This is a genomic window from Microbacterium sp. LWO12-1.2 (assembly GCF_040675875.1).
GTDB lineage: Bacteria > Actinomycetota > Actinomycetes > Actinomycetales > Microbacteriaceae > Microbacterium.
In genome coordinates this window covers 3,406,127-3,419,306 of record NZ_JBEGII010000001.1, presented here as the reverse complement: position 1 = coordinate 3,419,306, position 13,180 = coordinate 3,406,127, and the positions used below count along the sequence as shown (strand labels likewise).

The following is a 13,180-nucleotide window of genomic DNA, read 5'->3' as shown; positions in this document are numbered from 1 at the left end:
CCGCGCGCAGTCATGCACGAACGGACACTCCCGCATGAGCACCCTCCTTCCTCCTGCGACACCCCTGAAGACACCGGGCACGACGCCGCGCACCCCGAGCGTGAACACCCACGCCCAGGGCATCCGCCATCGCAATCGCGGTCTGGTGCTGCGCACCCTCATGCAGCACTCGGTCGTCAGCCGCGCCGACCTCGCACGGCTGACAGGACTGGCACGGCCGACGATCTCCGAGCTCGTCAAAGATCTGCTCGACGACGGCGTACTGCGCGAGAGCGGCCAGAGCCAGGATGCGCGGCCGGGCAAGCCCGCGGTGATGCTCGAGTTCGACCAGCGCGCCGTTCAGGTGATCGCGCTCGACCTGAGCGCGCCGGACCATATCGCCGGCGCCCTCGCCACTCCGGACGGACGCCTCGCGCACCGCCTCGTGCGCCCGAACGATGGCTACCAGGTCGCGGCGGCGGCAGCGCTGATCGGCGAGCTCTCCCGACTCGCCTCCCACCCCCCGCTCGGAGTCGGGATCGGCGCGCCGAGCGGCTCCTCCGCGCTCCTGGGCCTGAGCGCACTCCTCGCCCAGACGATCGACGCCCCCGTGCACCTGTTCGACGACGCCGACCTCGCAGCGGATGCCGAGCTGCGCTTCGGCGACGGCGACTCCGACTTCCTCCTGGTGCGCCTGGGCGCGCGCATCGGCACAGCCATCCGCGCCTTCGACGACGACGGCGCCCCCGTCGAGCGATCGACCGGGGCCAGAGAACTCGCGCACGTCGTCGCCGGCGGTGACCCCGGAGACACCTGCCCCTGCGGACGCATCGGCTGCGTGCACGCCTGGGCATCCGTTCCCGCCCTGTCACGGCGACTCGGTGCAGCGGTGACCGCCGATCAGGCTGCGGTGCTCGCAGCCGCCGGTTCCCGCCTGGGGACCTCACTGTCGGTCATCGCAGCCGCCGTCGACCTGCCGACCATCGTGCTGAGCGGACCCGCCTCGATCGTGGGAGACGACCTCATCGCTGCGACCGCCGCCGCCGTGCAGGCGGCCTCGCATCCGTCGCTCGGTCCCGCGGTGCGCCGCAGCGCACTCGACGACGCGGTGCTGCAGGGCGCTGCCGCGCGGGTCGTGGCGCAGGAGTTCAGCGCCCGCTGACACCCCGCCGACCCGACCCGTCGCCCGGGGTGAAAGACTCGAAGGGGCGTCCGAAGCGGATGCCGCGGCAGACGGAGAGGACACCCCATGAAGGCACTCGTCATCGGAGCGACCGGCAGCATCGGCAACGTCGTGGCGACAACGCTCGAATCCCGAGGCCACGAGGTCGTGTGGGCATCACGCAGCGGAGAGACCTCCGTCGACGTCACCGATCCGGCGTCGATCACGGAGCTGTTCACGCGCGTGACGGATGTGGATGCCGTCGTGGTGGCCGTGGGTTCCGTGCCCTTCAAGCCGCTCGCCGAGCTCGACCGCGACGACTACCTCGCCGGGTTCACCGGAAAGACGCTCGCGCAGATCGAGGTCGTGCGGCAGGCGCTCACGCACCTCAACGACGGCGGATCGATCACGGTGACCAGCGGAGTGCTGGCCCGCGAGCCCATCGCCACCGGAGCCGCCGCCGCGATGGCGAACGGTGCGCTGGAGTCGTTCGTGATCACGGCCGCCGCCGAGGCGCCGCGCAGCATCCGCATCAATGCGGTCTCGCCCGACGTGCTCGAGAACTCCCCCGGCTACCACGCCTCATTCCCCGGACACCGCCCGGTCACCGACGAAGAGGTCGGCACGGCCTACGTGCGCGCCGTCGAGGGCGTCATCACCGGGCGCATCCTGCCGGTCTGACCGGCACTCTCCGTCATCCCGGCCGTCATCCCGGGCCGTCATCCCGGCCGTCATCCGGCCCGTCATCCCGGCCGTCATCCCGGCCGTCATCCGGGCGACGGATCACGGAGAGAATGACGGATCGCGGAAGAAGCCGCACGAATCTGTCCGTGATCCGTCATGATCTCCGCGATCCGTCGGCATCGGCGTCGGCGTCGAGACGCATCGGGCGCGAGAGGATGGTGGGATGTACTCCGAGACGCCGCTTCCCGACGGGGCTGCCCTGTGGCGGTCGCTCGGCAGTGACGGCGCGGTGATCCCCGCCGACGGGTGTGTCGACCTGATCCTCCGAGACGACCGGGTGTTCGTGGCAGGGCCGTCGACCCGATGGATCGCCACCGAGAGCGACGGCGAGAGCGGCAGCGTGGGGCTGCGGCTCGCTCCTGGACGGGCCGGACGGATGCTGCGCACTGAGCTCTCCGAGATCGCCGATCAGTTGCTTCCGCTCGACGCGATCGTGCATGGCGAGCCCTGGAGGCATCTGCGCCAGGCGATGATGCGATACCGGGAAGGGGCGTCGGGGATCGGCGAGATCACGTCGACCGTGGCGCCGGCGTCGGGCTCGAGCGAGTGGGCGACCGCGGTGCATTCCCGCGCCATCGCCGCAGCGCCCGCGACGTTGGTCGCATCGGAGTTCGGCGATTCCGAGCGCACGTTCCGCCGAACGATGCTCGCGACTTTCGGCTACGGCTACGCGACGCTCGTGCGCATCGAGCGAGCGCGCCGTGCACAGAACCTGCTCCGACGCGGCGTGCCTCTCAGCGAGGCGGCCGCCCATGCCGGCTTCGCTGACCAGCCGCATCTCTCGCGAGAGTTCCGGCGGCTGGTCGGCGCGACCCCTGGTCAGTTCGCGTCCAGCTCCGCGTAGAGGTCGACGGAGTTGCCATCGGGGTCGAGCAGCGTCGCGTAGCGCTGGCCCCAGTGCGCATCCCACGGCTCGACGTGCGCGGGGTAGCCCGCCGCGACCAGCGCGGCGAATGCGGAGTCGACCTCGGCCGGAGTGCCCTTGTCGAACGCCAGCGCGATGCGGTGCCCGCCGCTTGCGGGGACGTAGCTCGGGTCGAACCCCCTGATCGTCTCGATGGTGTCCCACGCGAGGTTCACGCCGTCGTCGAGCTTCGCATCGACATGAGGTGCGTCGTCCTGGCCCGCGTCGATGGGCACTCCCAGTGCCCGATAGAACGCCAGCGATGCTGCCATGTCGCCGGTCACGATGCCGATGAAGCCCAGTTTCAGTGTCATGGTCTCACCGTACGGCGACCGTGGCGGCGAGGTCGTGAACAGAACGGCCACCCCTGCACATCATCCGTTCCGTGCCCTCCGTCATTCCCGTCGTCCCCGACATCCCGACATCCCGACATCCCGTCATCCCGAACGACGGATCACGGAGCGGATGACAGATCCCGGAGAAACCTGCACGAGCCCCTCCGCGATCCGTCACGGCCTCCGTGATCCGTCGGCGGCAGACCCCGCGCCGCGGCTCAGCGCCCTTCGGCAGCCTCGGTGTGGTGACGGATGACCTCGGCGACCACGAAGTTGAACCACTTCTCGGCGAACTCGGGGTCGAGGTGCGCGTCCTCAGCGAGCGCGCGCAGACGCGCGACCTGCTGCTCCTCACGGCCGGGGTCGGACGCCGGCATCTCATACTCGGCCTTCAGATGCCCGACCTGCTGCGTGGCGCGGAACCGCTCTGCGAGCATGAAGATGAGCGCGGCGTCGATGTTGTCGATGCTGGCGCGAAGTCGGAGCAGTTCGGCCTTCGGGTCCGGGGCAGCGGTCATGCCCCTACTCTAGGGCCGCGCGCAGCCGGGATCCGTTCGTCGGCACCGCTATCGTGATGCACATGAGCAACGACGAGTCGCCCGCATCCGCCCCCAGCGAGAAGGTCGCGGACGGCGCCTCCGACCTCAGTGCCCAGACAACGGCGGCATCCGTTCCCGACACCGCTGCCGCATCACCGGTGCACCGGATCGCCGTGGAACCGATGACACCGAGCCGCTCGTTCTGGACACGGATCGACCGCCCCTTCGTGTTCGGCTTCCTGGTGACCCTCGGGGCACTCGGCGCGATCCTGCTCGGCCTCGCGCTCAGCAACCTTGCGACCGTCCTCATCTACATCGCCCTCGCGCTGTTCGCCGCGCTCGGACTCGATCCGGCCGTACGCTTCCTCGAACGTCGGGGGCTCAAGCGCACGATCTCGGTACTCATCGTCATCCTGAGTCTGATCGTCGTGGTCGCACTGATCCTCTGGATGATCCTGCCGATCGTGATCGAGCAGATCGCCAGCTTCGTACGGTCGGTGCCGGGAATGATCGCGGACTTCCAGCGCAGCGACGTCTACGCGACCCTTGAGAAGCAATTCGGCGATCAGTTCGAAGACCTCGTCGCCGACGTGCAGAAGTTCCTCACCAACCCGGGCAACATCGCCACCATCGGTGGGGGCGCTTTGAAGGTCGGCGCCTCGATCGCGACCGGCATCTCGGGCGCGATCGTGGTGCTGGTGCTCACCCTCTACTTCGTCGCGTCGCTGCCCGGTATGAAGCACAGCATGCTGCGCCTGATTCCCGCCCGTGACCGCGCCCGCACCAGCGACATCACCGACCAGATCACCGACTCGGTGGGCGGCTACGTGATGGGCATGGTGGTGCTGGCGTTCTTCAACGCGGTGCTCGCGTTCCTGCTCTATTTCTTCCTCGGCCTTCCGTTCCCGCCGCTGATGGCGACGGTGGCGTTCTGCATCACTCTGATCCCGCTCGTCGGGTCGGTGATGTTCTGGATCATCGGCACGACGCTCGCCCTGTTCACCAACCCGCTCGGAGCACTGATCTTCGCGCTCGTGTACCTCGTGTACATGCAGGTCGAGGCGTACGTCATCACGCCGCGTGTCATGAACAAGGCGATCTCGATCCCCGGTTCACTCGTCGTGATCGGTGCCCTCGCCGGCGGCACGCTGCTCGGTCTGCTCGGCGCCCTCGTGGCCGTGCCGGTGGCGGCATCCATCCTCATCATCATCAAGCAGGTCTGGGTGCCGCGGCAGGACTCCCGGGTCTAGCCCGCGCCGCCGCTTCCCCCTCCCTTCCCTCGAGACCCATCGCGCGCGCCGAGGCCCACCCCGCGCAACAGATCTACCGGTGGGTCTCGACGCCCCCGGTGGGTCTCGACGCCCCCGGTGGGTCTCGACGCACAGAGGGGCCCACACACAGAAGTGCCCGGACCCACGGGCCCGGGCACTTCGTGTGATGACGACTCAGAGCAGGTCGTTATCGGTCAGCCACTGCTTCGCGATGTCGGCCGAGGACTTCTGGTCGACCGTGCTCAGGACGTTGAGGGAGACGAGCTCCTCAGCCGTCAGCTTGGCGCTGATCGCGTTGAGCACATCGGACACGTCATCGGCGATGTCGCTCGAGACGATCGGCACGACGTTCGACGAGATGATCAGGTTCTCCGGGTCTTCCAGAGCGACGATGTCTTCGGTTTCGAAAGCAGGGTCTGCCGTGTAGATGTCGGCCACCTGGATCTGGCCGGCCAGCAGCGACTCGAGCGTGGTCTGGCCTGTCGCCGAGAACGCCAGGTCGACGCCGTAGACCTCCTTGGCCTTGGCCGGGCTGTACGGACGCTGTTCGAACTCGGGGGCCGCGCCGATGGTGAGCGGTGTGGTCACCTTGGCGAGGTCGCCGATCGTCTTGAGGTCGTTCTCCTCGGCGAAGCTCTTGAGCACCGTGTAGGTGTCCTGGTCGGAGGCCTCGGCATAGTCGAGCGCGGTGAGCCCGTCGGGCAGAGTCTCCTGCAATGCCTTGTAGACGTCGTCGGGGCTGGTGACGTCGACGCCGTCCGTCGAAAGGTACTCGAGCAGGCTGCCCGTGTACTCGGGGAAGACGTTGATCTCACCGGACTCGACCTCGGGCATGTACGCGTCGCGCTGACCGATGTTGAGCTTCTTCTCGACCGTGAACCCTGCGCCCTCGAGCGCCTGGGCGTAGATCTCGGCGATGATCTCGTTGGAGTAGTACCCCTGCGAACCGACGACGATCGTGTCGGAGCTGCCCGACCCCGATCCGGCATCGCTGGATGGTTCCTCTAGCGGGTTGCCGCCGCAGGCGGACAGGGCGAGTGTCGCCGCGGCCACCAGGCCGACGGCGAGGATGGAGCGCTTGCCTCGTGCTGTGAACATGGACTTCCTCTTCTCTGGGACTTCTTCAGATGCTGTGAGTACGGGAATGGAAAGATCAGGCGGGGGATGCCGCGGCTGTGGGCGCAGGGGTGAGCGGACGCGCACGGCGACGTGCCGGACGACCGGTGCGCAGGCCGCGCGGGACGGCCGCGTGCTGCGCGATGGCAAGCAGCAGGTCGACGAGCAGCGCCAGGACGGCGACGATGAGCGCGCCACCGAGCACCTGGTCGAAGCGACGCAGGGGGATGCCCTGGATGATCGGCCATCCGAGTCCGCCGAGATTGACGTAGGCGGCGATCGTCACCGTCGCGATGACCTGCAGCAGCGCGGAGCGGATGCCTCCGACCAGCAACGGCAGACCGAGGCGCACCTCGACCTTCCAGAACACCTGCCACTCGGTCATCCCCATGGCGCGCGCCGCGTCGAGCACTCGACGGTCGATCGCCTCCAGCCCCGTATACGCCCCGGCGAGGAGCGAGGGGATCGCGAGGAGCACGAATGTGATGATGGCGGCCTCAGGGACCCGGAGCACCCCGAGCAGCAGCACCAGCAGAATCATGAGGCCGAAGGCGGGGATCGCCCTGGCAGCACCCGACACGGCGACGGCGATCTCACGCCCACGGCCGGTGTGTCCGATCAGCCAACCGAGCGGCAGTGCGATGGCCGCGGCGATCAGCACCGAGATCGCGGTGAGGGCGAGATGCTCACCGAGGAGTTTGGGCAACGCATAGTTCCCGGCCCACTGTTCGGGGGCGAGGATCCAGGCGATGGCATCGGTGAAGAGGTTCATGCGGCTGCCCTCACCGGAACGGCACGGCTCGCGGCGACCCGACTGGCTGCTGTCGTCCATGGCATCAGCGCTCGTCCGATCAGCAGCAGGATCAGGTCGATCACGAGCGCGATGATCACCACAGCGACGACGCCGGCGAACACTTCGGCGATGATACGGCGCTCGAGCCCGTTCGTGAACAGGTAGCCGAGGTTGGTGACGCCGATCAGAATGCCGACGGTGGCGAGGGAGATCGTGCTGACTGCCGCGACGCGGAGGCCGGCGAGGATCACGGGGCCGGCGAGCGGGAACTCGACCGCCCAGAAGCGTCGAAACGGCGCGAAGCCGGTGGCGGTCGCGGCCTGACGGACGCCATCGTCGACAGAGTCGAGGCCGTCGGCGACCGCCCGCACCAGGATCGCGACGGCGTAGATCGTCAGTGCGATCACGAGGTTGGCCTCGCTGATCGCGGAGTATCCGAGTGTGGCCGGCAGCAGGATCAACAGCGCGAGCGAGGGGATCGTGTAGAGCAGCCCGGTGAGCACGATGATCGGTCCGCGCACGAGGCGGTAGCGCCACGCCACCCACCCCAGGGGCAACGAGAGCACGAACCCGAGCACGATCGGAATGATGCTCTGGCGCAGATGCACCAGAGTCAGATCGAAGATCAACCCGAGGTTGTCGACGACCCAGTTCACGTGGCCGCCTCGTTCATCCCCGCGGTCTGACCTTCCGGTGCGGCCACGATCGCACCCTGCGTGCGTCCCTCGGAGTCGACGACGACGGTGCCATGCGGCGTCTGCTTCAGGTGCAGCGCGCGGCGTCCGCGGTCGGCGCCGATGAACGCGGAGACGAAGTCGTCTGCCGGGTTCTCGATGATCTCGCTCGGGCTGCCCACCTGCACGATGCGCGCGCCCTTGTCGAGGATGACGACCTGGTCGCCGAGCAGGAACGCCTCGTCGATGTCGTGCGTGACGAACACGACCGTCTTGTCGAGCTCGTGCTGCAGACGCAGCGTCTCCTGCTGCAGGTCGGCGCGCACGATCGGGTCCACCGCACCGAACGGCTCGTCCATCAGCAGGATGTTGGGATCGGCGGCGAGACCACGGGCCACACCGACGCGCTGCTGCTGGCCGCCCGAGAGCTGACTGGGGTAGCGGTCGGCGAGCGCCTGGTCGAGCCCCACGGTGTCGAGCAGCGTTCGCGCGCGCTCGTGGGCTGCCGCCTTCTTCACCCCGGTCAGCCGCAGCACGGTGGCCACGTTGTCGATCACCGTGAAGTGGGGCATGAGGCCGGAGTTCTGCATCACGTACCCGATGCGGCGTCGCAGCTGCACCGGGTCGCCCACCAGCACGTTCTCGCCGTCGATCTCGATGTCACCGGAGGTGGGCTCGACCATGCGGTTGATCATGCGCAGCAGAGTGGTCTTGCCGCAGCCGGATGAGCCGACGAACACCGTGGTCTTGCGCGACGGCAGTACCAGGCTGAAGTCGTTCACGGCGACGGTGCCGTCGGGGAACTGCTTTGTGACGTTGCGGAATTCGATCACGGCTGGTCTCCAGTGGTTCGATCGACGAGGCGTGCGTCGGCGCCACGACGCCGGCAGACGGATGTCATTGCGAGATCTCGACACTCGGGTCGAAGGCGACGTAGCCGGAGAAGTCCGTGCCGACGCGGTCGAACGCAGAGGGGTACGGGGTCGGGTACGACCAGGCGAGATCCTTGTGGAGCGTGTCGTCGACCTGGATCGAGAAGTACTGGGCCGCACCCTTCCACGGACACGTGTACGCGGTCGGGCTCTCGACGAGCGCACCGGATGTGATCGATGCGGGCGGGAAGTACCAGTTCCCTTCGATGCGGACGAGGTCTCCCTCATCTGCTTCGGCGATGACGGTTCCTGCGAGTACAGCCTTCATGGTCCTGCCTCCTCGGATTCGGGTTCGAGCGTATAAGAGGTCTGCGACATCCGCGCCAGGGTTGCGCGCGACGCCGTCAATGTGAGACACAAACCCCCTCTGCGCGCGGGCGCGCACGAGCGTCGAGATGCCTCACGGACTGTTCGGAGCGCACGCTGGAACGGATGGCGCAGCGCGGCATCCGACTTCCCGCGGCGTCCGCGAGGATCACGCCGACTGCCGCCCGTAGCCCTCGAGCAGCCGCAGCCACACCTCGCTCACGGTCGGGTACGACGGCACCGCGTGCCAGAGGCGGGCGATCGGCACCTCTCCCACGATCGCGACCGTCGCGGCCTGTACGAGCTCGGCCACCTCGGGTCCCACGAACGTCGCACCGATCACGACGTCGCGGTCCGTGTCGATCACGAGGCGCGCCTGCCCCTCGAAGCCGTCCTCGTACAGGCTCGCGCCGGCGACCCGGCCCAGGTCGTAGTCGACCACCTGCACCGCGCGACCGGCATCGCGCGCCCCCTTCTCCGTGAGTCCGACCGACGCCACCTCCGGGAACGAGAACGTCACCTGCGGCACGGCGCCGTGGTCGGCCGTCGCGACGTGACGGCCCCACGGTCCGTCGTCCACGGTCTCGCCCTTCGCCCTGGCGACGATCACGTCTCCGGCCGCGCGCGCCTGGTACTTGCCCTGGTGGGTCAGCAGCACGCGTCCGTTGACGTCGCCGACCGCGTACAACCAGTCGGATCCGGGAACCCGCAGCGTGTCATCCGTGTCGATCCAGCGACCGGGCTCGAGGCCGGCGGCCTCGAGGCCGATGTCTCCGCTGCGCGGTGAGCGTCCCGTCGCCGCCAGCACCTCGGTCGCCACGACGGTGGAGCCGTCGTTGAGCGTCACGGTCACGCCGTCGTCGGCGCGGTGCACCGAGGTGGTGCCCGTGCCGGTGCGCACATCGACCCCGAGCTCGCGCAGTCCCGCGGCCACCCGCTCGCCGGCGAACGGCTCCATCGACGCCAGCAGCTCTCCCCGTGCGATGAGCGTCACGGTCGACCCGAGCGCCGCATACGCGGTCGCCATCTCCACCGCGACCACACCGCCGCCGATCACGGCGAGCGACTCCGGCAGCTCCTCGGCGCTGGTCGCCTCACGGCTCGTCCACGGCGACGCCTCTCGGAGTCCGTCGATCGGTGGGATGACGGCATCCGACCCCGTGCTGATCGCGACCGCGTGACGGGCGTGGAGCACGCGCGTGCCGCCGTCGGCATCCGTCACGGTCACCTCGCGCTCGCCCGTGAGCCGTCCGTGCCCGCGGGCCAGGTCGATGCCGGCCGAGTCGAGCCACTTCACCTGGCCGTCATCCGACCAGTTGCTGGTGAACGAGTCGCGGCGGTCGAACACGGCGCGCACGTCGAGCTTTCCGGTCACCGCCTCGGCAGCACCGGCCACGTGCTGCGCGGCCCTGAGCGCCTGTGCCGAGCGGAGCAGCGCCTTCGACGGCATGCACGCCCAGTACGAGCACTCGCCTCCGACGAGTTCGCTCTCGACGATGATCGCGGTGAGCCCTCCCTGCACGGCGCGGTCGGCGACGTTCTCGCCGACCGGCCCTCCGCCCAGCACGATCAGGTCGTATTCGTCGGTCCGTGTGTTGTCAGCGCTCATGACCCAAGCCTCTCGTCGCCGGTCGTCATGTTCAAGACCAACGTCGGATCCGGGGGCGGATGTTCCCCGGCGCGCCGAATTCCGCGCTTCCGGGGTCACCCCTCGACGGGCTGAGGCTGCCGCATCCCGAGCCGGGGCGCGAGCACCACCGCGGCGACGCCGATGACCGCGGCGAGCGTGAACACGGCCGTGAACGGGTCGGCGACCGACGCCAGACTCGCGAACAGCACGCCGGTGATGGCGAGGGCCAGCGCGCTTCCGAACGAATCCGCGACCGTCATGGCGGAGCTGTTGAAGCCCTGCGTCTCGGGCGTCGACAGGGCGAGGGTGAGCGCACTGGTGCGGGGGCTCATGAGCCCCATGCCCGTGCCAGCGACGATCCAGGCCGCGATGATGAGGGCGGCATCCGCACGGAGGGCCGCCGTCGCCAGGGCGAGAACGATCCCGATGAGCACCAGCGCCGTACCGATCCGCACGGCGACGACACTCGACAGTCGGGCACCCATGCGCCCCTGCACCGTCGCGGCGACCGACCACGCCAGCGCACCGCCGGTGAGAGAGAGCCCGGCGAGGGTCGGCGAGACCGCGTAGCGATCGGTGAGCAGGTAAGGGATGTACACCTGCGCCCCGAAGAACGCCGCTGCCGCAAGACCGCGCACGAGGATGACGGAGGGCAGACCACGTGCCGCACGCAGGGTGCCTCGCGGCAGCAGCGGACGCACCGCGACCAGGGCCACGATCACCGCGACGACCGCGAGCACCGGCCCGACACCCGGCACATCGCCGAGAAGATTGAGTCCGAGCACGGCGACCGCGGCCAGCACCGACCACCCGAGGCGCCCGAACGCCCACGGGGTCGAGGCGTCGCCATCGTCGTGCGACAGTCCGCGCAGCGCCGGCACGACCATGAGCAGCGCCACCAGCACGAGCACGACGACGCCGAGGAACACCCAGTGCCAGCTCCAGAGCTCGGTCACGGCCCCGGCCACGGTGGGGCCGATCAGCGAAGGCACCACCCACGCGGCTGCGAACCCGGCGAAGATCGCGGGGTGGAGTTCGCGCGGATACACCCGGGCGACCACGACATAGAGGGCGACGGTGAGCGCTCCGCTGCCGAGGCCCTGGGCGAAGCGGCCCGCCACCAGCACCTCCATGGTGGGGGCGAAGCCGGCGACGAGCAGGCCGATCACGAAGATGCCGACCGAGGTGTACAGCGGCTCCACGGGACCCCGGCGGTCCGCCCAGTTGCCCGCAGCGACCATACCGATCACGCCGGTGGCGAGCGGACCGGCGAACGCGAGCGCGTACAGCCGCTCGCCGTCGAGGTCGGCGCTCACCGCGGGCATCACCGTGGTCACGGCCAGCGACTCGAACGCCCCGAGGAACACCAGCGCACAGGCGCCGATCGTGATCCAGAGGTACGCGCCACTCAGGATGCCCGGTTCTTTCACCGTCGTGGCGCGCATCTCGCCCGTTTCTGTCGTCATAAGTTCGAACGTAGAACCTCAACAAAGGTTGAGGTCAAGCGGCGGTGTTCACAACTCCTCAAGAACTGTGCTGCACCTCGGCGGCAGCCCCGCGTTTTCGCCGACTCAGCCGGGTGGTCGACCGCTGGCGCGGTTCTTTGAGGAGTTGTGAACGCGAGCCGGGCGAGCCGGGGCCCGGGATGCCTCAGTCGACCGGCAGGAAGCAGGTCGGTGAAGGGGCCGCCGCCTCGTGCCGGATGCCGAGCGGTGCGCCCGTGCGCTCATCGAGGTCGAGCAGCGTGATCGTGTCGGACAGCTGCCCGGCGACGAGGAGCTTGCCCTCGTAGACGAGGTGATGGCGCGGCCAGTTCACTCCCGAGTCGGCGAGCGCGACCGATTCCAGCGACTCTCCGCCGCCGCGCACCCGCAGCGCCGCGATCGTGTTGCTGCCGCGCAGAGCGGTGTACAGGAACGCCCCGTCGCGCGTGCGGGCGAGCTCGGCCGGGAAGTCGGTGCCGACCTGGGCGATCGGGCTCGAGAGCACCGACGAGACGATGCCCCAGGTGCCGTCGGGGCCTGCCGCGAGCGTGAAGACCTCGCACGAGTACTCGGTCACGACGTGCAGGTGCCCGCTGGGGTGCACGACCATGTGGCGCGGGCCCGTGCCCAGCGGCAAGGTGACCTCGTGATCGAGCGCGAGCCCGGTGGCGGTCGGCCGCCAGAAGCGCACCATGTCGAAGCCGAGGTCGGTGGTGGCGATGCGGCCGTCGGGCAGGAACACCGCGGCGTGAGCCCGCGAGACGCGGTCTCCTCCTGCGGCGTGCGGGTCGGATGCCGCGGCACCGACACCCGCCGGCACCGTCTCCGGCTGCTCCTCGCCGAGCAGGGCGGCCCGGAGCGCGGCGGCGTCGTTGTCGCGGTCGGCGACGGGGCGTCCCGCGGCGTCGAGGCCGATGCGCACGACCCGGCCGTCGCCGTAGCAGCTCGCGATCAGGGAGGTGCCGTTCGGCGCGACCGCGACGTGGCACACCGACTCTCCGGCTTCGACCGGTTCGCCGAGCGGCGTGAGAGACGCGTCACCCGTGCGGACGAACGCCTGCACGACGGCGGCACCTTCCAGCGCGGCGTACACGACGTCGAGCGAGGGGTGGCGCGCGAGCCAGGTGGGAGACGACGGTGTGTCGGTCACCGCACCGCGGTACGCGAGGGTGGTGGCCTCCCGCCCCGAGTCGCCGGCGAGCAGCCCGATGCCGTCTGCCGAACCATCCATGCCGGAGCCGTAGCCGCCGAGCCAGAACCGCGTCATGTTCTCCCTCTCACCGGCACCGGTGCCGACTGGTCGATACGTCG

14 protein-coding genes are annotated in these 13,180 nt (G+C 69.3%); 4 read left to right on the top strand and 10 right to left on the bottom strand.

Features of this window, described 5'->3' with window-relative positions; all coding sequences use genetic code 11:
* Nucleotides 1-34 precede the first annotated feature (34 nt).
* The 3 genes from MRBLWO12_RS16380 (at nucleotide 35) to MRBLWO12_RS16370 (ending at nucleotide 2,729) form a co-directional block, all read left to right on the top strand.
* Entirely contained in the window at nucleotides 35-1,141 is a 1,107-nt protein-coding gene (locus tag MRBLWO12_RS16380) for an ROK family transcriptional regulator (RefSeq protein WP_363557362.1), read from the top strand.
* An 87-nt stretch (nucleotides 1,142-1,228) separates the two neighbouring features.
* Nucleotides 1,229-1,822, top strand: coding sequence for a short chain dehydrogenase (locus MRBLWO12_RS16375; RefSeq protein WP_363557360.1), 594 nt, complete (start codon nucleotides 1,229-1,231; stop codon nucleotides 1,820-1,822).
* Nucleotides 1,823-2,048: 226 nt separating this feature from the next.
* Entirely contained in the window at nucleotides 2,049-2,729 is a 681-nt protein-coding gene (locus MRBLWO12_RS16370) for a helix-turn-helix transcriptional regulator (RefSeq protein WP_363557358.1), read from the top strand.
* Here MRBLWO12_RS16370 and MRBLWO12_RS16365 read toward each other — a convergent pair.
* Both MRBLWO12_RS16365 and MRBLWO12_RS16360 read right to left on the bottom strand, forming a co-directional pair.
* A complete protein-coding gene (locus MRBLWO12_RS16365) occupies nucleotides 2,705-3,103 on the bottom strand; it encodes a VOC family protein (protein WP_363557356.1) in 399 nt (132 codons plus the stop codon). The genes MRBLWO12_RS16370 and MRBLWO12_RS16365 overlap by 25 nt on opposite strands.
* Nucleotides 3,104-3,342: 239 nt before the next feature.
* Nucleotides 3,343-3,642 (bottom strand): chorismate mutase, encoded by a 300-nt coding sequence (locus MRBLWO12_RS16360; RefSeq protein WP_363557354.1) that lies wholly within the window; start codon nucleotides 3,640-3,642, stop codon nucleotides 3,343-3,345.
* A 62-nt stretch (nucleotides 3,643-3,704) separates the two neighbouring features.
* On the opposite strand from MRBLWO12_RS16360, the gene MRBLWO12_RS16355 reads away from it, so the two are divergent.
* Nucleotides 3,705-4,913 (top strand): AI-2E family transporter, encoded by a 1,209-nt coding sequence (locus MRBLWO12_RS16355; protein WP_363557352.1) that lies wholly within the window; start codon nucleotides 3,705-3,707, stop codon nucleotides 4,911-4,913.
* Nucleotides 4,914-5,108: 195 nt separating this feature from the next.
* Here the strand turns inward: MRBLWO12_RS16355 and MRBLWO12_RS16350 are convergent, their stop codons facing one another.
* The 8 genes from MRBLWO12_RS16350 to MRBLWO12_RS16315 all read right to left on the bottom strand — a co-directional run bounded on the left by MRBLWO12_RS16350 (nucleotide 5,109) and on the right by MRBLWO12_RS16315 (nucleotide 13,136).
* Nucleotides 5,109-6,032, bottom strand: coding sequence for an ABC transporter substrate-binding protein (locus MRBLWO12_RS16350; RefSeq protein WP_363557350.1), 924 nt, complete (start codon nucleotides 6,030-6,032; stop codon nucleotides 5,109-5,111).
* A 55-nt stretch (nucleotides 6,033-6,087) separates the two neighbouring features.
* Nucleotides 6,088-6,822 carry an ABC transporter permease gene (locus MRBLWO12_RS16345; protein ID WP_363557348.1) on the bottom strand — a complete coding sequence of 245 codons (735 nt, stop codon included), beginning with the start codon at nucleotides 6,820-6,822 and terminating at the stop codon, nucleotides 6,088-6,090.
* The gene (locus MRBLWO12_RS16340; RefSeq protein ID WP_363557346.1) at nucleotides 6,819-7,499 is read right to left on the bottom strand and encodes an ABC transporter permease; all 681 of its coding nucleotides are present in this window, start codon (nucleotides 7,497-7,499) and stop codon (nucleotides 6,819-6,821) included. The genes MRBLWO12_RS16345 and MRBLWO12_RS16340 overlap by 4 nt, the downstream gene beginning before the upstream one ends.
* Nucleotides 7,496-8,350 (bottom strand): ABC transporter ATP-binding protein, encoded by an 855-nt coding sequence (locus MRBLWO12_RS16335; protein WP_363557344.1) that lies wholly within the window; start codon nucleotides 8,348-8,350, stop codon nucleotides 7,496-7,498. The genes MRBLWO12_RS16340 and MRBLWO12_RS16335 overlap by 4 nt, the downstream gene beginning before the upstream one ends.
* 64 nt (nucleotides 8,351-8,414) lie before the next feature.
* Entirely contained in the window at nucleotides 8,415-8,717 is a 303-nt protein-coding gene (locus MRBLWO12_RS16330; RefSeq protein WP_363557342.1) for a DUF427 domain-containing protein, read from the bottom strand.
* A gap of 207 nt (nucleotides 8,718-8,924) precedes the next feature.
* Nucleotides 8,925-10,364 carry a dihydrolipoyl dehydrogenase family protein gene (locus MRBLWO12_RS16325; RefSeq protein WP_363557340.1) on the bottom strand — a complete coding sequence of 480 codons (1,440 nt, stop codon included), beginning with the start codon at nucleotides 10,362-10,364 and terminating at the stop codon, nucleotides 8,925-8,927.
* A gap of 95 nt (nucleotides 10,365-10,459) precedes the next feature.
* Entirely contained in the window at nucleotides 10,460-11,851 is a 1,392-nt protein-coding gene (locus MRBLWO12_RS16320; protein WP_414685490.1) for an MFS transporter, read from the bottom strand.
* 184 nt (nucleotides 11,852-12,035) lie between these two features.
* Entirely contained in the window at nucleotides 12,036-13,136 is a 1,101-nt protein-coding gene (locus tag MRBLWO12_RS16315; RefSeq protein ID WP_363557338.1) for a lactonase family protein, read from the bottom strand.
* Between the last annotated feature and the right edge of the window lie 44 nt (nucleotides 13,137-13,180).